This window comes from Massilia sp. Root335 (assembly GCF_001425685.1).
GTDB lineage: Bacteria > Pseudomonadota > Gammaproteobacteria > Burkholderiales > Burkholderiaceae_D > Telluria > Telluria luteola.
The window spans coordinates 218985-239152 of the sequence record NZ_LMCY01000028.1 but is presented as its reverse complement, the minus strand read 5'-3'; the positions used below and the strand labels follow the sequence as shown (position 1 = coordinate 239152).

At 67.9% G+C, this 20168-nt stretch carries 19 protein-coding genes; 4 read left to right on the top strand and 15 right to left on the bottom strand.

Going from position 1 to position 20168, the window contains the following annotated elements:
* Window positions 1–52 precede the first annotated feature (52 nt).
* The 14 genes from mntP to ASC93_RS16740 form a co-directional block, all read right to left on the bottom strand.
* Window positions 53–622, bottom strand: coding sequence for a manganese efflux pump MntP (gene mntP / locus ASC93_RS16800; RefSeq protein ID WP_056444527.1), 570 nt, complete (start codon window positions 620–622; stop codon window positions 53–55).
* A 215-nt stretch (window positions 623–837) separates the two neighbouring features.
* Complete coding sequence (locus ASC93_RS16795) at window positions 838–2142, bottom strand: sugar MFS transporter (protein ID WP_082548108.1); 1305 nt, start codon at window positions 2140–2142, stop codon at window positions 838–840.
* A gap of 18 nt (window positions 2143–2160) precedes the next feature.
* Window positions 2161–3138, bottom strand: a complete 978-nt coding sequence (locus ASC93_RS16790) for a glucokinase (RefSeq protein WP_056444524.1) — start codon at window positions 3136–3138, stop codon at window positions 2161–2163.
* Window positions 3135–5648 (bottom strand): glycoside hydrolase family 3 N-terminal domain-containing protein, encoded by a 2514-nt coding sequence (locus ASC93_RS16785; RefSeq protein ID WP_056444521.1) that lies wholly within the window; start codon window positions 5646–5648, stop codon window positions 3135–3137. Before ASC93_RS16785 ends, ASC93_RS16790 begins: the two co-directional genes overlap by 4 nt.
* A 195-nt stretch (window positions 5649–5843) precedes the next feature.
* Window positions 5844–6218, bottom strand: coding sequence for a hypothetical protein (locus ASC93_RS16780; RefSeq protein WP_157201971.1), 375 nt, complete (start codon window positions 6216–6218; stop codon window positions 5844–5846).
* Entirely contained in the window at window positions 6215–6688 is a 474-nt protein-coding gene (locus ASC93_RS30885) for a penicillin-insensitive murein endopeptidase (RefSeq protein WP_157201970.1), read from the bottom strand. The genes ASC93_RS16780 and ASC93_RS30885 overlap by 4 nt, the downstream gene beginning before the upstream one ends.
* A gap of 9 nt (window positions 6689–6697) precedes the next feature.
* The gene (locus tag ASC93_RS16775; RefSeq protein WP_056444515.1) at window positions 6698–7189 is read right to left on the bottom strand and encodes a type VI secretion system tube protein Hcp; all 492 of its coding nucleotides are present in this window, start codon (window positions 7187–7189) and stop codon (window positions 6698–6700) included.
* Window positions 7190–7295: 106 nt separating this feature from the next.
* A complete protein-coding gene (locus tag ASC93_RS16770) occupies window positions 7296–8681 on the bottom strand; it encodes a GH1 family beta-glucosidase (RefSeq protein ID WP_056444512.1) in 1386 nt (461 codons plus the stop codon).
* Between the two features lie 97 nt (window positions 8682–8778).
* Entirely contained in the window at window positions 8779–9807 is a 1029-nt protein-coding gene (locus tag ASC93_RS16765) for a LacI family DNA-binding transcriptional regulator (RefSeq protein ID WP_056444509.1), read from the bottom strand.
* A 75-nt stretch (window positions 9808–9882) separates the two neighbouring features.
* A complete protein-coding gene (locus tag ASC93_RS16760) occupies window positions 9883–10938 on the bottom strand; it encodes an ABC transporter ATP-binding protein (RefSeq protein WP_056444506.1) in 1056 nt (351 codons plus the stop codon).
* 3 nt (window positions 10939–10941) lie between these two features.
* Window positions 10942–11874 (bottom strand): carbohydrate ABC transporter permease, encoded by a 933-nt coding sequence (locus ASC93_RS16755; RefSeq protein WP_056444503.1) that lies wholly within the window; start codon window positions 11872–11874, stop codon window positions 10942–10944.
* Entirely contained in the window at window positions 11871–12746 is an 876-nt protein-coding gene (locus ASC93_RS16750; RefSeq protein WP_056444500.1) for a carbohydrate ABC transporter permease, read from the bottom strand. The genes ASC93_RS16755 and ASC93_RS16750 overlap by 4 nt, the downstream gene beginning before the upstream one ends.
* A gap of 1 nt (window position 12747) precedes the next feature.
* Window positions 12748–13977, bottom strand: a complete 1230-nt coding sequence (locus ASC93_RS16745) for an ABC transporter substrate-binding protein (RefSeq protein ID WP_056444497.1) — start codon at window positions 13975–13977, stop codon at window positions 12748–12750.
* Between the two features lie 196 nt (window positions 13978–14173).
* Window positions 14174–15085: a LysR family transcriptional regulator gene (locus ASC93_RS16740; RefSeq protein ID WP_056444494.1), complete on the bottom strand. Its 912-nt coding sequence runs from the start codon at window positions 15083–15085 to the stop codon at window positions 14174–14176.
* Window positions 15086–15196: 111 nt separating this feature from the next.
* On the opposite strand from ASC93_RS16740, the gene ASC93_RS16735 reads away from it, so the two are divergent.
* The 4 genes from ASC93_RS16735 to ASC93_RS16720 all read left to right on the top strand — a co-directional run bounded on the left by ASC93_RS16735 (window position 15197) and on the right by ASC93_RS16720 (window position 19388).
* Window positions 15197–16288, top strand: a complete 1092-nt coding sequence (locus ASC93_RS16735) for a porin (protein WP_056444491.1) — start codon at window positions 15197–15199, stop codon at window positions 16286–16288.
* 18 nt (window positions 16289–16306) lie between these two features.
* Window positions 16307–17092 carry a substrate-binding domain-containing protein gene (locus ASC93_RS16730; RefSeq protein WP_056444489.1) on the top strand — a complete coding sequence of 262 codons (786 nt, stop codon included), beginning with the start codon at window positions 16307–16309 and terminating at the stop codon, window positions 17090–17092.
* A 22-nt stretch (window positions 17093–17114) separates the two neighbouring features.
* Complete coding sequence (locus ASC93_RS16725) at window positions 17115–18449, top strand: MFS transporter (protein WP_056444487.1); 1335 nt, start codon at window positions 17115–17117, stop codon at window positions 18447–18449.
* Between the two features lie 63 nt (window positions 18450–18512).
* Window positions 18513–19388 (top strand): cupin-like domain-containing protein, encoded by an 876-nt coding sequence (locus ASC93_RS16720; protein ID WP_056444484.1) that lies wholly within the window; start codon window positions 18513–18515, stop codon window positions 19386–19388.
* Window positions 19389–19395: 7 nt separating this feature from the next.
* On the opposite strand, the gene ASC93_RS32190 is transcribed toward ASC93_RS16720, so the two are convergent.
* On the bottom strand, window positions 19396–20079 hold the full coding sequence (locus ASC93_RS32190) for a choice-of-anchor E domain-containing protein (protein WP_229412758.1): 684 nt from the start codon (window positions 20077–20079) through the stop codon (window positions 19396–19398).
* Window positions 20080–20168 lie beyond the last annotated feature (89 nt).

Below are 20168 nucleotides of genomic sequence, written 5' to 3'. Positions count from 1 at the left end.
ACGTGACGACGGCGGCCGGGAAACCGGCCGCCGTTTTTTTATCGGCGCGGCGTCAAGCGTGGCCGATGTGCTCATACAGGATCAGCGCCCCGATCGCGATCAGTACGACGCCGCCCACCACCTCCGCGCGCTTGCCCACCAGTTTGCCGAGACCGCGGCCCACCATCACGCCCAGCGTCACCATGATGAACGTCGAGAGGCCGATGGCGCCGGCCGTCGTGACGATGTTCGCGTCGATGAACGCGAGGCCCACGCCGACGGCCAGCGCATCGATGCTGGTGGCGAATCCGGTCACGGCCAGCAGCCAGAAGGAGTGCGAGGACGGCTTGTCCTCTTCCTCCACGTCCGCGCCCCACAAGCCTTCGCGCATCATGCGCAGGCCGAGGAGGCCGAGCAGGGTGAACGCGATCCAGTGGTCCCACGCTTCGACATACGGCGCGGCGACATGGCCCAGCGCCCAGCCGATGACGGGCGTCGCGCCTTCGATGACGCCGAAGATGGCGCCCGTGCGCAGGGCTTCGCGGAAATGCGGACGTTGCAGCGCGGCCCCCTTGCCGACGGCGACGGCGAATGCGTCGGTGGACATGGCGAGGGCGAGTGCGGCGGTAGCGAGGAAATTCATTACGGTTCCGGTCGGGCAAATGACGATGGCATGCCGGCGCGGCCCGATGAACGCGCAGGCATACCAAAGGTCTTGCCAACCGAAACGGCTGCCCGTACCACGGCGGCCGTGGGCCGTCGAGTATGTTGATACGGGAACTTCCGCGTGGACGGAAGCAGGCTACTCCCCAATGGGATGCCGGCATTCTACTGCAAAACCCCGCCGGATGGCCAGCGTCAGGCCGCCAGGGCCTGGCGGCGATGCAGGTTGGCGTATTTCAGGCCGAAGAACAGGATGAAGCCGTAGCACGCGGCCGGCACGAAGAACGACGGCTGGACGCCGACGCGGTCCGCCAGCATGCCCTGCGCGAACGGCACGATCGCGCCGCCCACGATGGCCATGCACAGGATGCCGGAGCCCTGCCCCGTATGGCGTCCCAGGCCGTGCAGCGCCATGCTGAAGATCGTGGGGAACATGATCGAGTTGCACAGCCCGACGGCGAGGATCGCCCACATCGCGGCACGGCCCTCGCCGAAGATGGCCGCCAGCACGAGCACGATGGCGGCGCACGCATTGAACGCGAGCGCCTTGCCCGGACTGACGACGCGCATGACGCCGAAGCCGATGAAGCGCCCGACCAGCGCGCCGCCCCAGTACACGCTGACCCAGCCGGCCGCCTGCGCCGCCGGCAGCGCGGCGACGCGCTGCTCGCCGAGGAAGCTGACGAGGAAGCTGCCGATGCTGACTTCACCACCCACGTACAGGAAGATGGCCACGGCCCCCAGCACGAGGTGGCGGTAGGCCAGCACCGAGCCGGAAGCGGCCGCCTCCCCTTCCGCGTGGTCGATGCGCGGCAGGCGTGCCAGCGCAAACAGCACGGCCAGGAGCGCGAGCGCCGCCGCCAGCGCGAGATAGGGTCCCTGCACCGTGGCCGCTTCGTGGGCGCGGTGCGCCGCCTGCCCGGCCGCGTCCAGCGCCGCGACCTGGTCCGCCGTGAGGCTGCCGGCGCCGGCCAGGATCAGGGCGCCGCCGACCAGCGGGCCGACCGTGGTGCCGAGCGAGTTGAGGGCCTGCGTGAACGTCAGCCGGCTCGACGCCGTGGCCGCCGGACCGAGGACGGTGACGTACGGGTTCGCGGCGACCTGCAGGATCGTGATGCCGCCCGCCAGCACGAAGAAGGCGAACAGGAACAGGCCGTAGCCGCCGCGCGCGGCCGGATAGAACAGGGCGCAGCCGGCGGCCGCGATCAACAGGCCGGTGACCGCGCCCTTCTGGTAGCCGAGGCGCCGGATCAGCGCGCCGGCCGGCAGCGACACGATGAAATAGGCGCCGAAGAAGCAGAATTGCACGAGCATCGCTTGCAGGTAGTTCAGCGTGTAGATCGCCTTGAGGTGCGGTATCAGCACGTCGTTCAGCGATGTGAGGAGGCCCCACATGAAGAACAGGATCGTGACGATGACGAGCGGGCCCGTGTTCGTCGCGGCGGTGCCGGGTGCGGCCGCCAGCGGCGCCGTGCCGGAGGTGTTCGGTGATACTGCCATGAGGTCTCCTCGTGATGATTATGATTGTCGCGATGCGGCGTCGAGCATGGCGGCCACGCCGCGCAGCGCGGGATACGGCGCCGTGACGAGCCACGTCGGGATGCGCGCCAGCCAGGGCTGCAGGCGGCCCTTGCCTTCGAAACGGGAGCGGAATGCGGACGCATGGAACAGCGGCCCGAGGCGCGGCACGATGCCCCCGCCGATATACATGCCGCCCGTCGCGCCCAAGGTCAGCGCGACGTTGCCCGCCACGCTGCCCAGCACCGCGCAGAACACGTCGACCGTGTCGCGGCAGGCGGCGCTCGTGCCGTCCAGCGCCCGCGCCGTGATGGTGGCGGCGGCCAGCCGTTCGCCCGCCAGCACCCGGTGGATCGCTTCCAGGCCGGGGCCGGACAGCAGCCGTTCGGCCGACACGTGGCCAAATTCTTCCCGCAGCGCCTCGAGGAGCGCCGTCTCCTGGCGCGTCACGGGTGCGAAACTGGCGTGGCCGCCCTCGCCCGCCAGCGCGATCCATTGCGTGCCGCCCGGTCCCGGCGCGGGGACGACGGCCGACACGCCGAGGCCCGTGCCCGGTCCGATCAGGCCGATCGGCCGGCCGGACTGCGCGGCACCGTCCGCGCCGCCGATGCGTTCGCGGCCCGTCTCGTCGAGGTACGGCAAGGCCATCGCCAGCGCCGCGAAATCGTTGACGACGAGGAGCGTGTCCAGTCCCCGCGCCGCGCGCAGCTCGGCGATCGAAAAACGCCAGTGGTGGTTTGTCATGCGCACGAAGTCGCCTTCGACGGGATTGGCGATGGCGATGGCGGCGTGGCGCAGGCCGTCCGTCGCGTGGCCCCGCGCGGCGGCGCCGGCCAGGTAGGCATCCATCGCGGCGCCGATGTGGTCATGGTCGCGGCACGCGAGAACGTCGATGTCGGCGAGGCCGGCGCCAGGGGCCTGCAGCGCGAAACGGGCATTGGTGCCGCCGATATCGGCGAGCAGCCGGTAAGCGCTCATTGCAGTTCCTCGCAGCCGATGGCGTCCCCGGTGGCCGTCACGTCGACGTTGCCGAAAGCGGCCGTGAACGCGCCGCTGCTCGTCACGCTGAACGGCGTGTCCACGCGCGCCGGGTCGGCGCCGTGCGCGCGGAAGCACGCGAGCGGAATCGCGACCGACTGCCGCCCTTTTCCAGCCAGGCGCGTGAACAGCTTCGTCGCGTCGAGCGGCGTGCCGCATGCATTGGGCCCGCACGCCATCGCGATCGTCACCTTGCCCGCGGGCGCGGCCTGCACGACCGTGTCGAAGCGCAGCAGCCCCTTGTCCGCCAGCGCGGCCGGCAACGCGAGCGGCTTGTCGCCATGCGCCTCGAACGTGGCCGGCGCCGTCCACGTGACGAGCTTCGCGTCCTGCTGCGCCCTGATCTGGGCGACGGCGGCAGTGATGCCGGGCAGGCGCGTCGTCGCGTTCAAGTCCGCGCCGAGCGGCTGCACCCTGGTGTCGCTGCGGATACGCAGGGGGAAGCTGGCGCGGTCGGCGTGGCCGTAGACGGGATACGTGTCCGCCGCGCTGCAGCCGCCGGGCGGGTAAGCGGCATCGAGCAGGCCCACGCGCGAACGCTCGCCGCGCTTGAGCCCATAGCCGTAGGCGAACAGCGGCGCGTAGCCGGCGTCGCCGACGTTCAGCGGCGTCTGGCACACGGTCTTCGGCCACGAGAACGACAGCCTGCCCGTGAATTCGTATGGCTTCGCCCCCTTGGCGGCGACGAGCAGGTCGGACACGCCCCTGCCTTCCGTGCCCGGCAGCCAGGCGGCGACGAACGTGTCGGACAGGTTCAGCAGGTCGTTGACCCACAGCGGGCGGCCGGACAGGAACACGGTGACGACGGGCTTGCCCTTGCCATGCACTTTCCGCAGCACCGCGAGATCTTCCGGATAGCGGCTCGAATGGCGCAGCGTCCCCGATGGCACGATGTCGCCGTCGCCTTCCGCGTACGGCCCTTCGCCGATCACCGCGACCACGGCGTCGAACTTGCCCGGGTCGACGTCCGCCGCATCCGCGCTGTACGTGACGTCGGCGCCGGCGGCCTTGAGGCCCGCGAGGATCGTGTCGGCCTTCGGGAAATCCGCGTTCGTGTTCGCCGTGCCCTGCCACGTCAGCGCCCAGCCGCCGGTCTGGTTGGCCATGCTGTCGGCCGCCTTGCCGACGACGAGGATGCGTTGATTGGCGGCCAGCGGCAGCGCCGGGCCCTCGTTCTTGAGCAGCACGAGCGATTCGCGCACGGCGCGGCGGCCCAGGTCTTTCGCCAGCAGCGCGTCGTCCCTGCCGGCCCACGCCGATTGCGACGGCCGCTTGCCGAACACGCCCGCCCGCAGTTTCACCCGCACGATGCGGCTGACGGCGTCGTCGATGCGGGCCAGCGGGATCCGCCCTGCCTCGACGTCCTTGACCGTATTGGCGATGAACGCTTTCCAGTCGTTCGGCACCATCACCATGTCGACGCCGGCGTTGATGGCCTGGGCGCAGGCATCGTTGCGGCAGCCCGGCACTTCGCCGATGCCGTTCCAGTCGGTGACGACGAAGCCGTCGAAGCCCATCTTGTCCTTGAGGATGTCGGTCAGCATCGCGTGGCTGCCGTGCACCTTGCCGTAATCGTGGCCCGCCGCGACGTCATTCCAGCTGTTGAACGAGGCCATGACGGTCTGCGCGCCGGCCTCGATGCCGGCGTAGTAGCCCTGCGCGTGGATGTTCATCATGTCGCGCTCGCTGACCTTCGCGACGCCGGTGTTGACGCCGAATTCCGTGCCGCCGTCCGCCATGTAGTGCTTGATGCTGGCGATGACGTTGGCGTCGCCCTTGAGCGCCCCCTGCAGCCCCGTCACGTATGGCCCGGCGAGGCGGTGCACGAGTTGCGGGTCTTCCGAAAAGCTCTCGTAGGTGCGCCCCCAGCGGTCGTCGCGCACGACGGCGACCGTCGGCCCGAACACCCACGCGATGCCGGTCGCGCGCACCGCCTTGCCCGTCGCCGCGCCGATTTCACGCACGAGTTCCGGATCGCGCGCGGCGCCGAGGCCGATATTGTGCGGGAACATCGTGGCGCCGTAGACGTTGTTGTGGCCATGGACGGCGTCGGTGCCCCAGATCATCGGGACCTTGACCGCCATGTCGGTCGCCATCGACGCATCGTAAAACGCGTCGGCGAGTTTCAGCCAGTCGGCCGCGTGCGCGTGCTTGTCGTTGTGCGGCCAGCTGCCGCCGCCGTTCAGCACGGAGCCGAGGTAGTACGTGCGCACGTCGTCCGGCGTCACGCTCTTGATTTCCGCCTGCGTCATCTGGCCGATCTTCTGTGCGAGCGTCATCTTGCCGACGATTTCGCGCACGCGCGCCTCGAGCGCGGCGTCCGGGGCGATGGCGCTCGTCAGGCGCGGCCAGGCATCCAGCTGCGGTGCCGCGGGCGCGGCGGCGGCGCAGGCGGCGGCCAGCGCCAGCGCGGACGCCACGGCCAGGCGCATGGTGCGGTTGATGTTCATGCGGGTGTCTCCAGGGGTTATGTCGTTATGGGTGGCAAGCGGTTTGGAAAGGTTTCCAATCGCATGCGTGGATATTGAATGGAAACGTCCGCGCTGTCAATCGCACGCTGACGCTTTTCGCTCGGCCAGTGACGAGTGAACGAAGTGAGACATGGGATTTTTGCGCTACGAAGCCCCGCGAGGGGGCTTGTCAGGTCAACAGCTTGCCCCAGCGTGGGGTTCGCCAGTCTTCAAGTTGAAACCGAGAGAACAGATGTAACCTTCTTTCGGCGTGTAGGAACACCAAACCTCGCCTCTGCTCCGCAATCGCTCGCCATCCTGCAGGCTGCAGCTGACATCGGCATCCGGGCCGCCAAGTCCGTCGAATATCTCTTTGGCGGCCTCCCCTTTGATCGCAATCGCAAGCTTCTTGTCGGACTTCGTAGGGGGGCCACGGTCGCCGGGCTCACCCGAGTAGACGAGATAGGTGGCATCCTTCAACGCCTTGTTCTTACCAGTCCACTTGCTTCTATTTTCTGCATGCGCGGTAGAGAACGAAATCAGGACAACAACGAGAACACAAAGTTTCATTTCTGCCCCGGCTTTATACCGACATGAAAGTGGTCGTCATGACGTGGCCAGTGTCTGACACCGGGAATACGATTGTCGTTGAATAGCACTTGCTTCACTAAGGGGTAAGAGAAGAAGATTGCTATGAGTTTTGCCGTCGCTTCGCCATCATACTCACTTTGCAGCCAAGTCACCGGACGATGAGCGCCATCTGTCCTCAGCGGTCTTACGTCGACCTGTAAGCCGTCTTTATGCGAATGGTGCTCGTCTGTGGATTGGCCATCAGCCATACAGATATTCCCGATGCCAAACTGACGTTTTTCGATAGCTGCCCACTCCCGCTCTACCCAAAGCAACAGGCTGATCATGGCCGGGTGAGCATACTGATAGACACCGCCTGCAGGGGTGCCATAAATGTAGTAGCCGGAGTCTTCGGGATGTTGGGGCAACATGAAATAGCCCCTTGAGTCTTTGGGTTGAACTTCAATCATGTTCGCCCCTTACACGCATTTATTGCAGGCCAAGTCCCAGCCACCGGCAGTGTTGCCGCTGGCGCCGCCGCCGATCTTTTGTTGAGTGTATTTCCACTTCACTTTCGAAAAGCGAAGACCAAAGGAATCCTGCAGGATGGTCCCTTCGTGGACCACCTGGTCCATGTTCGCGATGATGATATTCTCGAGTTCGACCTCGTAGTACTTGATGGGCTTACCGTCCCCGTCTGCTCGCATGAATTCGAGCTTGGCCTTGGGGAGCGTCTTCCCCATGGAGCACGTCTGCATGAGCATGGGAGAAGCCAGGTCTGCAAGCTTCGTGAGAGCGATCGTCTTGTGTTCGCACCGTTCCGCAGTATGGCCACCAGCAGTCGACGCCGTCGCGCTCTTCGGCTGATTGACGCCCCACTGAGCCGATATGACCTCGATCCAACCTTGGTGGCCGGCGTCCATCGATTCGCCTTTGATGCCATCGATTTGCAGATATACGTCAATGGACATGGCAATTCTCCATTCAGTGGAAAATGCCCAGTCTGACACTATAGGCAAACTCCCTGGTTAGGCAGAATCAAGACTCCAGATGCACGACGACAGCGTGAGCCGATCCCTAATCAATGGCAGCTCGCAGGAACGCGCGATACCACTTCGCACTGTCCTTCAAGGTGCGCCGCTGCGTGGCGTAATCCACGTGCACGAGGCCGAAACGGCGCAGATAGCCTTCCGCCCACTCGAAGTTATCCAGCAGGCTCCAGGCGAAATAACCTTTCACCGGCACGCCGTCGGCGACGGCCTGGCGCAGCGCGGCCAGGTGGCGCATCAGGTAGCGGCGCCGTTCCACGTCGCGGACCTCGCCGTCGCCCGCGACCACGTCGTCGTAGCACGACCCGTTCTCCGTCACGTACAGCGGGCCGGGACGGTATTCGCGGTCGATGCGCGCGAGGAGTTCCGACAAGCCCTGCGGCGCCACCGGCCAGCCCATCGCCGTGGTCTCCCCCTGCGCGGGCAGGATGCGCACACCGAGCGGGCCGTGGTCCGGGTCGTCCGCGACCGTCTCCGGGAAGTAGTAATTCACGCCGAGGAAATTGGTCGGCACGGCGATCGCCTCCAGGTCGCCCGGCAGCACGACGGGCGCCGCCGCTCCCACTTGCGCCAGGGTCGCCTCGGGATAACCGCGGCCGTACAGCGGGTCGAGGAACCAGCGGTAGCGCAGCCCGTCGTGCCGTTCCATCGCGGCGACGTCGCGCGGCGTGGCGCTGGCGGGACGCAGCGGGTGCAGGCTCAGTGAAATGCCGACCTGCGCATCCGGCACGTTGGCGCGGATGACGGGCACCGCCTTCCCGTGCGACAGCAGCACGTGATGCGCCACCTGCAGTGCCGTGCCGAGATCCTTGAGGCCCGGCGCATGCCAGCCTTCGTAGTTGCCGATGATGGCCGTGCACCACGGTTCGTTATGCGTGATCCAGTGCCGCACGCGGTCGCCGAGGCGGCGCGTCATCGCGTCGGCCAGTTCGAGGAAGGCGTCGACCGTCCCGCGGTCCGCCCAGCCGCCGCGGTCCTGCAGCCATTGCGGCAGGTCCCAGTGGTACAGCGTGGCCCACGGCTGCAGGCCCCGTTCCAGCATGCCGTCGACGAGGCGCGAATAAAAGTCCAGCCCCTTCTCGTTCGGCTTGCCGCCCGTCCCGTCGAAGATGCGCGGCCACGCGATCGAGAAGCGGTAGGCGTTCAGGCCCAGGTCGCGGCCGATGTCCAGGTCTTCCGGCCAGCGATGGTAGTGGTCGCAGGCGACGGCGCCGGACGAGCCGTCGCGGATCTTGCCGGGCGCGGCGGCGAAGCGGTCCCAGATCGATTCGACCCTGCCGTCGACGGCACCCGCGCCCTCGATCTGGTAGGACGAGGTGGCGCAGCCCCACAGGAAATCGCTGCCGAAATCGGCGCGCTGCGGCGCGTGCGGCTCGGGGCCGGCGGCGCCCGGGAAATGATCGTTGGTGGTCATGGTAGTCGGTCTGTCATGGTTGTGATTGGAAAGCTTTCCAGATGCGCCGCAAAAAAAAGCGCGCATGCGGCCGCGCGCCCGGGTCGCGGCGGCGCCGTCAGGCGGCCTTGCGTCTCCCGCCCGGCGCGGTCGCGAGCGACGCGCGCAACGTGACGCTGACGGGGAACTCGCGCGTGACGGGCCGGCGCATGTCGTAGCACAGGTTGAGCAAGGCGTTGATGCCGTTCTGCGTCATCTCGCGCCACGGCATGTGCACCGACGTCAGGCGCGGCGCGGAGAACGCGGCGCTGGGCGTGTCGTCGTAACCCAGCACGGACAGGTCGTGTGGCACGCGGATGCCCGCCTCCTGGAAGTACGACAGCGCGCCCACGGCCATCTCGTCGTTGGCGCAGAACAGCGCCGTGCAGCCGTAGCCGGAATCGAGCAGCTGTTTGGCCGCGGCCCAGCCGCCGGCCGGCGAAAAGTCGCTCTCGAGGCGCCAGATCTTCGCGGGGTCGATGCCGTGCTCGCGCAGCTCGCTCATGAAACCGTCGATGCGGGCGCGGTTGTCCTCCAGCTGGCGCGGGCCTTCGACGACGGCGATCTTGCGGTGTTTCTGGTCCAGCAGCGCGCGCGCGGCGAGGCGCCCGCCCAGCGCGTGGTCGACGGTGAAGCACTGGTCCGGCATAGATTCGAAGCTGTGGTTCAGCGCGACGAGCTGGCCGGACTTGGCGCCCAGCGCGGCCACGTCCTCTTCCTGCAGGGCGCTCGTCATCACGACGAGGCCGTCGCAGCCGCGCTCGACGAGGAATTCGATGCCCTCGACGGCCTGGCGCCGTTCGTCGCCGAGGCCCACGCCGAACGCCAGCACCATGTGCACGCCGGCCGCGCGCAGTTCCGTGTCGATGATCTGCAGGATGGGCGTGTAGAACGTCCCGCTGAGCACGGGGATATACACGCCGACCATGCGGCTCGTCCCGGACAGCAGCGCGCGCGCCGCGTGCGACGGCCGGAAGCCCAGCTCGTCGATCGCCTGCTTCACGCGTGCCAGCGTCGCCGGCGATACCGATCCCTTCCCGCTCACCACGCGCGACGCGGTGCCGAGGCCAACGCCGGCCAGCTTCGCTACGTCCTTGATAGTCGCCACAAACTCTTCCTCAATGCTTACGTTTCGCCAGGGCCGCCGGGGCGGCGCGGCGTAAGGATACTGTATTTGCGCCGTTCACAGGCGATTTCCCGTCCGCGCATCGAACAGCGACACCCGCGCCGCGTCGATGTCGAACGCGACCCGTTCGCCCGGCGCGAAGCGGCGCGCGTCATGCACGATGCTGGCCAGCAGCGCCTTCCCGCAGCGCAGCCACACGACCTGGTGATTGCCCATCGGTTCGACGAGCGTCACGTCGCCCCGCAGTGCGCCGTCCGCGCGGATCTCGACGTGTTCCGGGCGTACGCCCAGGACGGCCGGCTGCGCGGCCGGACACCCCGCGTCGTGCGCCGGCACGAGGTCGAAACCGTCGGCGCCGAAGCGTCCGGCGGCGTCCAGCGCGCCGTCCACGAACGCCATCGCCGGCGCGCCCAGGAAGCCCGCCACGAAGCGGTTCGCGGGCCGCTCGTACACGTCCAGCGGCGTGCCGACCTGCTGGATCGCCCCCTTCTCCATCACGACGATGCGGCTGGCGAGCGTCATCGCCTCCACCTGGTCGTGCGTCACGTAGATCATCGTCGAGCCCAGGGTCTGGTGCAGCAGTTTCAACTCGCGGCGCAACTCCGCGCGCAGCTTGGCGTCCAGGTTCGACAGCGGCTCGTCGAACAGGAACACCTGGGCCTCGCGTACGAGCGCGCGCCCGATCGCCACGCGCTGGCGCTGGCCGCCCGACAGCTGCGCGGGCTTGCGGCCGAGCAGCGCGTCCAGCTGCAGCATGGCGGCGGCGCGGTCCACGCGGCGCCGGATCTCGGCCTTGGGCGTGCCGGCGATGCGCAGGCCGAACGACATATTATCCTCGACCGTCATCGTCGGGTACAGCGCGTACGACTGGAACACCATGCCGATCCCGCGCTCGCTCGGATCGCAGTCCGTCATGTCGCGCCCGCCGATCTCGATGGCCCCCGATTCGCTGTCGACCAGGCCCGCGATGCTGTGCAGCAGCGTGGACTTGCCGCAGCCGGAAGGGCCGAGCAGGACGAGGAATTCGCCCGGTTCGACATGCAGGTCGAGGTCGCGGATGATGGGCTTGCCGCCCAGGACGATGTTCAGTTTGCGCAGCGAGACGTTGGCCATCCCTTATCCTTTCACGCTACCTTCGGCGATGCCGCGCACGAACCAGCGGCCCGAGAAAAAGTACAGCGCGAGCGGCACGAGCGCCGTCAGGATCGTCGCCGCCATGTTCACGTTGTACTGCCGGGTGCCGGTCGTGGTGTTGATCACGTTGTTCAGCTGGACCATCATCGGCATGTTGTCGCGTCCCGCGAACACGAGGCCGAGGATGTAGTCGTTCCACACGCCCGTCACCTGCATGATCGCGGCGACGACGATGACGGGCAGCGACATCGGCAGCATCACCTGCGCGAAGATGCGCCAGAAACCGCCGCCGTCGATGCGCGCCGCCTGGAACAGCTCGTGCGGCACGTTGCAGTAGTAATTCCGGAACAGCAGCGTCAGGACGGGCATGCCGAACACGAGGTGCACGAGCACGATCGCGGGCAGCGAGCCGAAGATGCCGGCCAGCGCCATCACACGCACGAGCGGATAGATCATCACCTGCACCGGGACGAAGGCGCCGGCCATCAGGATGCCGAACAGGACGTTGGCCCCGCGCGGACGCCAGAACGACAGCGCGTAGCCGTTGACGGCGCCGAGCAGGATCGGAAGGACGGTACTCGGCACGGTGATCGCGACCGAATTCCAGAAGCCGGCGCGCACGCCCGCGCACGCCGCGCCCGTGCACACGCCGCCCCAGGCGAGGCGCCACGGCTCGAACGTGAACGCGTGCGGCAGCGCGAAGATGCCGCCCTGGCGGATCTCGTCCATCGTCTTCAGCGACGTCACGATCATCACGTACAGCGGCAGCAGGAAGAACAGCGCGGCGCCCAGCAGGAACACGTACAGGCCGATGCGCGCGGGCGTGAGGCGGCGCCGCGCGCGCCGCAGCGGCTTGCGGTGCGCGGCGGCGGCCGGCGTGGTGGCCAGCGGCGGGACGATCGTCTGGGGATTCATGCGGTCTCCTTGCGGCTGCGGGCATAGGCATACGGCGCGAGCAGCGCCAGCACCGGAACGAGCAGCACGATCGCGCCGGCCGAAGCCAGGCCCACGTTCGAGCGCAGGAACAGGTGGTCCATGATGAATTTGGCCGGGACCTCGCTGGCGATGCCGGGACCGCCCTGCGTCATCGCGACGACGGCGTCGTACAGCTTCGCGACGGCCGTCGCGAGCAGCAGCAGGACGGTGGCGACGGTCGGCCACAGCATCGGCAGGATGATCTGGGCATACACGCGCCAGGCGGGGATGCCGTCCAGCCGCGCCGCCTTCCGGATCTCGGGGTCGATGCCGCGCAGCCCGGCCAGCATCAGCGCCATCACGAGGCCGGACGCCTGCCACACGGTGGCGATGACGACCGTGTAGATCGCATAGTCCTGCGACACGATCCAGTCGAACCGGACGTGCCCGAACCCGAGCGCGCGGATCGCGCCGTCGATGCCGTCGCCCGGGCTCAGGAGCCATTGCCACACGAGGCCAGTCGCCACGAACGACATCGCGTACGGGTACAGGAACACGGTGCGGAACACGCCCTCGCCTTTGACGTTCTGGTCGATGAACACGGCCAGCAGGAAGCCGATGACGAGGCTCGCCAGCACGAACAGCGCGCCGTACGCGGCCAGGTTGTGCAGCGACAGCATCCAGCGCTCGTTGTCGAACAGGCGGTGGTATTGCGCGAGGCCGATGAAGTGCCCGGACGGGAAGGTGCGCGAGCCGGTCAGCGACAGATAGAACGTCCACAGGCCGGCGCCCAGGTAGCCGAGTGCGGCCACGACGGCCATCGGCAGCAGCGCCGCGTACGGTGTGGCCCGGGTGAGGGAACGTCGCGCCATGTCAGTAGCGCAGCGCCGAAGCGATGCTGTTCTGGGCCCGGTCGACGGGCATGTTCGTGTTCCAGTAGGCGGTCAGCACGTCCTGCAGCGCGCCGTTCTGGTCGGGCGTCAGGTACACCTCGGCGACGCCGACCGGCCGGCGCGGATCGCGCAGGATCGCCATGCCCTTGCGCGCGCACTCGTCGAACTGGCTGTCGTCGGCGTCCAGCCGCACCGGGATCGACCCTTTCAGCCTGTTGAACGCGAGCTGCACGGCGGGCTTCTCGACGACGCTCGCCAGCAGCTTCTGGGCGCGCAGCGTGGCCGCATCGTCCGTTTTCGGGAACACGAAGACGTCACCCTGGATCAGGTAGGGACTGTCGCGGCCCAATCCCGGCACGCACCCGAACTCGCGACCCGGCGCCTGCCCGGCCGCGATGAATTCGCCCTTGGCCCAGTCGCCCATGATCTGCATGCCGGCCTTCCCGCCGATCACGAGCGCCGTCGCGTCGTTCCAGTTGCGGCCCGGCGACGCCGGATCGACATAGCCCTGCAGGCGCTTGAATGCGACCAGCACCTGGCGGAACGCGGACGAATGGATGGCGGCCTGGTCGCGGTCGCGGATCACTTTCAGGTACAGGTCGCGGCCGCCCAGGTTCGACAGCACCATCGAAAACAGCAGGATCTCCTGCCACGCCTGGCCGCCGTGCGCGAGCGGAATCAAGCCGGCCGCCTTGAGTTTGTCGAGGTCCGCGAACAGCTCGTCCATGCTGGCCGGCTCGCGCCCGATGCCGGCCTTCGCGAACGCGGCTTTCGAATACCAGATCCACGTCTGCATGTGGATGTTGATCGGCACGGCGTACCAGTGGCCGCGCACCTTGATCACGTCGACGATGGGTGCCGGCAGGACCTGGTCCCAATGGTCGCGGCGCGCGATGTCGTCGACGGGATTGAGCATGTCTTCCTCGATGATGTCGAGGAACTGCTTGGAGGTGTTGAACTGGGCCGCGGTGGGCGGATTGCCGCCGATGATGCGGTTGATGGTGACGGCGCGCGCCTGGTCGCCGCCGGCGATCGCGGTGTCGACCCAGGTGCCGCCGGCCGCGCGATAGGCCTGCTCGACCTGCTTCACGGCGGCCGATTCGCCGCCGGACGTCCACCAGTGGATCACGTCCGCCCTGGGACCGGCGTGTGCCGCCGCCGCGAATGCGCACAACGACGCGCCGAGCAGCCACCTGCGGGTTCCGTACATGCTGTCTCCGTTATGGCGTCCTGGCGGGGCCGGCGCCTGTTTTATGCGATCATGGCGTTCGCGTGGAAACGTTCCCATGACCGTTGCCCGACTATAGCACCGGGCGAAAATCGCTGTCAAACACAAGATGCCGGCATTGTCCTACAGGCGGCGCGGGCCGGCGAGCGGATTCTCGATAAAACAACGCGGGGCGCGGTCAGGCCGGGCCTTTCCGCGGCCGCAGCGCTTCCGCCAGCATCCCGAACAAGGTCCGCGCCGCGGGCGCCATGCTGTGATCGCGCTTGGTGATCAGGCCCAGCGTCCGGTGAATGGCCGGGTTCACGAGCGGCACGCCGACGATCGTGTCCGGCCGTCCCGGCAGCACGGACAGCCCGGGCACCGCGGCCACGCCCATGCCCGCTTCGACGAGGGCCAGCACGCCGGAGACGTGGTTCACTTCGCACAGGATGACCGGATGCTTCTCGACGCCGGCCAGCGCGGCATCGATGACGCTGCGGTTGCCGCTCGACTTGGCGACCGAGATATAGCGCTCGCCGACCGTGTCCTTCCAGCTCAGCGTCTTGCGGCGCGCCAGCGGGTGGTCGCGGCGCATGGCCAGCACATAGCTTTCCACATAAATTGGTTCGAACACGATCTCCGGGTTTTCCGCGCCGGTGAAGTTGATGCCGAAGTCGGCTTCGCCGTTCAGCACGAGATTCAGCACGTCCTGCGCGCTCTCGTCGTGGACGCGCACGCGGATGCGCGGAAAGCGCTCGCTGAAATCCTTCAGCACCTCCGGCAGGAAGTGCCAGACGGCGGACGGCACGCAGGCGAGCGTCACCGATCCCGTCCGGTGCGCCGCGAGGTCGGCGACGCCCAGCACCGCGTCTTCCAGGCCGTCCAGCGCCGTGCGCACGTTGACGAGGAAGGCTTGCCCCACATTGGTCAGCCGGACTCGCCGGGTCGTGCGCTCGAACAGGACGACGCCCAGCGCCTCCTCCAGCTTGTCGATGCGGCGGCTCAGCGCCGATTGCGACAGGAACAGGTCGGCGGCGGCCTGGCGGAAGCTGGCGCGCTCCGCCACGGCGACGAACGCCTGCAAGTCGTGCAAGTCGTAATTGATGCGCATGGTGCATGAATACGCTGGAAAATTGCAATTATCAAATTATGCCATTTGGTGGATGATTCATCCACTCAGCCATCCCAGCCTCGCCAAGAAGGCAACCACCAAGGAGACACCGTGCGCCATCCCTGCGCCTTTACCATCCTGCTCGCGTCGAGCGGAACCTGCCTTGCCCAGTCGGGCGTCGACCTGTACGGCATCGTCGACGTCGGCGTGCGCAGCGCGTCCGGCCTCGCCGCCAGCAACGCACCCGCCCCGTCGGGCCATGCGGCCTTCGTGAACAGCGGCATCGACAACACCAGCCGCTGGGGCATCAAGGGCCAGGAATCGTTGGGGGGCGGCGTGAAGGCATTGTTCCGCCTCGAAGGCGGCATCAATGCCGACACGGGCGCCCAGGCCAAGGGCGACCGCCTGTTCGACCGCCTGGCCTGGGCCGGCCTCGCCACCCCGTACGGCACGGTGGCCGCGGGCCGCCAGCCGAACCTCCTGTCCGACGCCCTCGTCCCCGTCGATCCGCTCGGCAAACGCTATGCAGGCATCAACCCGAACATCAACGTCGCGGGCTTGAGCAATACCGCGTTCGGCACGCACGCATTCGGGCGCCAGTACGGTCCGAGCGGCTACGCGGACAACTTCTACCGGCTGGACAACACGGTCAAGTACACCGCCGACGTCGGCCCCTGGCAGGCGCGCGCCGCGTATTCGGCCGGCGAAGTGCCGGGCGACGCGGCCGCGGCCTCGAGCCACGGCGTCGCGCTGGCTTACCAGCGTCCGGCCTGGGTCGTCTCCGGCGCGACGATGCAGTTCCGCAGCCGCGACGGCCTGCCGCTCGATGCCTGGACGGCCGGCGCGGCGGTGCGGGCCGCTGCCTGGCAGTTCAAGGCCAACATCGCGCGCAACGACGCCGCGACGGGCCCGGGCAAGACGGTCGTCCAGCGCGTGCGGTCCGCGGGCGTGAGCCGCCAGGCGGCGCGCGACGTCCTCGTCACCACGGCCTGGTACAGCGTGCGGCGCGCCGCCACGGGCCTGCGCGACGACGGCTTCGACCGCGCCTTCCTGTTCATCGAAAAGATGCTGGCGCCGCGCACCACCGCCTATGCCGAAGCGGACTACACGGTCTGGCGCGGCGACGCCGCGGGGCTCACCGCAGCGCGGCCCAACGACCGCCACGGCACCGGCCTCACGCTGGGCCTCATGCAAAAATTTTAACGGAGACGAGAGAACGCCATGCGACCACATCACCTGAAACACAAGACCCTGGCGGCGCTCGCCGCCCTCGCGCTGGGCGCGTCGGCCCACGCCGCGGACGTGCACGTCGTCAGCTCGGGCGGCTTCGCCCAGGCCTACAAGGACCTGGCTGGCCCATACGAACGCGCCAGCGGCGACCATCTGGTGGCCGCCTGGGGTCCGTCGATGGGCACCACGAAGAACGCGATCCCCGCGCGCCTCGCGCGGGGCGAACCGATCGACGTCGTCATCATGGTGGGCGACGCGCTCGACAAGCTGATGGCCGAAGGGCGCCTCGAACCGGGCAGCAAGGTCGTCCTCGCCAACTCGCCGATCGCGTGCGCCGTCCGCCACGGCGCCGCGCAGCCGGACATCGGCACCGTCGACGGCCTGCGCCAGGCCTTCCTGCACGCGTCCCGCGTCGCCTATTCCGACAGCGCGAGCGGCGAATACATCAAGCGGCAACTGCTGGACAAGCTCGGCATCCGGCAGCAGATGGAGGGCAAGGCAGCGCAGATTCCCGCCACGCCTGTGGGCGAGATCATCGCCCGCGGCGAGGCCGATTTCGGATGCCAGCAGAAGAGCGAACTGAAACCCGTGCAGGGCATCGACATCGTCGGCCTGATGCCGCAGGAAATGCAGCTCAACACGCAGTTCGCCGGCGCCGTCGTGCGCGGCGCCGGCCATCCGGAGGCCGCGCGCGCGCTGCTGCGCTTCCTCGCCGCGCCTGCCAACGCGCGCGCCATCGAGGCGACCGGGCTGGAACCGGTCGCCGCCCCGCACTGAACCTATTTCGCCAGAGGTCACCATGTCCACTCACTCCACCGCCACGGCCGCCCACGTCACAGCCGCCGCGGCCGCGCCGGCGCGCGCGCCGTCCCGGCTCGGCACCGTCATCAAGGTCACGAGCGGGAATTTCATCGAGATGTATGATTTTTTCCTGTTCGGCTTCTACGCGCACCAGATCGCCCGGGCGTTCTTCCCGGCGACGAGCGAGTACGCGGCGCTGATGATGACCTTCGCCACCTTCGGCGCGGGGTTCTTCATGCGTCCCCTGGGCGCCATCTTCCTGGGCAGCTACGTCGACCGCATCGGCCGGCGCAAGGGCCTCGTGCTGACGCTCGCGATCATGGCGTCGGGGACGGCGCTGATCGCGTTCGTACCGGGCTATGCCACCATCGGCATGCTGGCGCCGGTGCTCGTGCTGGTCGGCCGCCTGCTGCAGGGCTTCTCGGCGGGCGTGGAACTGGGCGGCGTCTCCGTCTACCTGTCCGAGATGGCGACGCCCGGCAACAAGGGCTTCTACGTCAGCTGGCAATCGGCCAGCCAGCAGGTCGCCGTCATCTGCTCCGCCGCGCTGGGCTACGCCCTCAACCAGGCCATGGCGAAGGAGGTCATCGCCGACTGGGGCTGGCGCATCCCGTTCTTCATCGGCTGTTCGATCATCCCCGTGGTGTTCTACATCCGCCGCTCGCTGCAGGAGACCGAGGCCTACCTGGCGCAGAAGACGCATCCGACGTTCCGCCAGATGATGCGCACGATGGCCCTGAACTGGCCGCTCGTCACGGTCGGCGCCATGCTCGTCGTGATGACGACGGTCGCGTTCTACCTGATCACCGTGTACACGCCCACGTTCGGCAAGAGCGTGCTCAAACTGAGCACCGCGGACAGCCTGCTCGTGACGCTGTGCGTCGGGGTGTCGAATTTCATCTGGCTGCCCGTCATGGGCGCCCTCTCGGACCGCATCGGCCGCTGGCCCGTGATGGCCGTGTGCTCGGCGCTGGCGGCGGTGACGGCCTATCCCGCGCTGGCGTGGCTGATCGCCAACCCGAGCTTCGGCCACATGGTGCTGGTCGAGCTGTGGTTGTCGTTCCTGTACGGCAGCTACAACGGCGCGACCATCGTCGCGCTGACGGAAATCATTCCGGTCCAGGTGCGCACGACCGGGTTCTCGCTGGCGTACAGCCTCGCGACGGCGCTGTTCGGCGGCATGACGCCGCTGGTCTCCACGTGGCTGATCGAAGCCACCGGCGACAAGGCGGCCCCCGGCTACTGGATGGCCTGCGCGGGCGCGATCAGCCTCGTGGCCACGTTCCTCGTGTACCGCGGCATCGTCAAGGAGCGCGTCGCCGTCCGCGCCTGACGGCTTGCCGCGGCGGCCCGCTTTCCGTATGATGCGGGCCCGACCTCGCCACGACGACGCCCGGTGACCACCACCTCACACCCCTCTCCCGCGCCGGCGGAACAGCCGGACGCACGCGCACGCAAAGCCGCCGACGTACGCGGCGTCACATCGATCGCCGCCATGCGCGACGCCATCCGTGACGCGTCACGCACACTGGCGCCGCCCGCCGCCGTCGCGCGCTTCAAGACCCTGGACCGCGCCGCATTCCAGGCGCAGGCGGCACGCGGCCTGCCGTTCATGATCACGGGCGTGGTGGGCCGCTGGCCCCTGTGCGCCGTCACGCCGGACATGCTGCGCGACCGTTTCGGCGACGTCCCCGTGCGGGCCCGCACGGGCGACTACATCAACACGGCGTTCGCGCCCGACCGCGCGATGCGGGACATGTCGATGCGCGCCTACCTGGATCTCGTGGCGGCCGGCACGGACGCGCTGCCGCCGTACGTCGGCAACCTGGAAATCAATGAATTGAACGGGATGTGCCACTGGCCCGGCTATTTCGGCAAGATGGGACCACCGCGCTTCTGGCTCGGCCCCGCCGGCACGGTCACGCCCCTGCATTGCGATTACGACGACAACATCTTCGCGCAGGTGTGGGGCACCAAGCGGATCTTCCTCGCGCCGCCGCACCACGACGAATTCCTGTACCCGCGCGAGGCGAACCCGGTGCTGGTCGGCTCGCCCTTCGACCCGGAGCATCCGGATTTCGAACGCTTTCCGCTCGCCCGCCAGGCGACGCTCATCGAGTGCATCGTCACTCCCGGCGACATGCTGTACGTGCCGGCCGGGTGGTATCACCAGGTGCGCGCGCTGACGTTTTCGCTGTCCGCCAACCGCTGGGCCAGGGCAATGCCGCTCGCATTGCAGGGCGATCCCGCGCTGCGGCGGGCGGCGCCCTGACCAGCCGTCAAGCCTTCTTGTTGCGGCGGCGCGTCGCGCCCAGCAGGCCCAGGCCGCCGAACACCAGTGCCAGGCTGGCCGGCTCGGGAACGGCCACCGTCGGCGTGTACGTATAGGTGACTTTCGCCACGCCCGATGCCGCCGTGTTGAATTGCGTGATCAGGTTACCCGAGCCCGTGCCGCTGGAATTGCCGACGGCGTTCAGGCCCAGATCGATCATGCCGCCGCCCAGTGCCGAGAACAGCGCGAAATCGCTGGCGCTGCTGGAAACGAAGAAGTCCGAGCCAGTCGCCGACACGCTGCCGGTGGTGCCGCCCGAGGTGCCGTCGAAGTTGACCGCGTTATCGAAGGCGCTGAAATCGAAGGTCTGGCTGAACACCGGGTTCGTCACCACCAGCGTGCTGTTGTCGGGACGGGTCAGGCCCAGCAGGGAGCCCAGCGTCAGTTTCACGGTGGACGCCGACGAATCCAGGCTTTCGGCGTTGCCGATGCCCTGCACGACGCCGCTCAGGTCGAAACGGATCGACGTCAGCGTGCCCAGGCTCGTGTCGAATTTGGAAAACGACAGGGCATCGGTCCAGTTGGTCGTGGTCAGCGCCTTGCTGTCGGTATAGCTGACCGTGGCCGCCTGCGCGGCGGCGAGCGGGAGAAAAGCGGCGGCGATCGCCAGCGCTGCAAATGTCTTTTTCATCATTCCTGGTCGTCTTTCTTGTCAAGTTGAAAACAGTTGGTACAACTTAATATTATAACCAGAATATTGAAATAATTTCATATATGCAT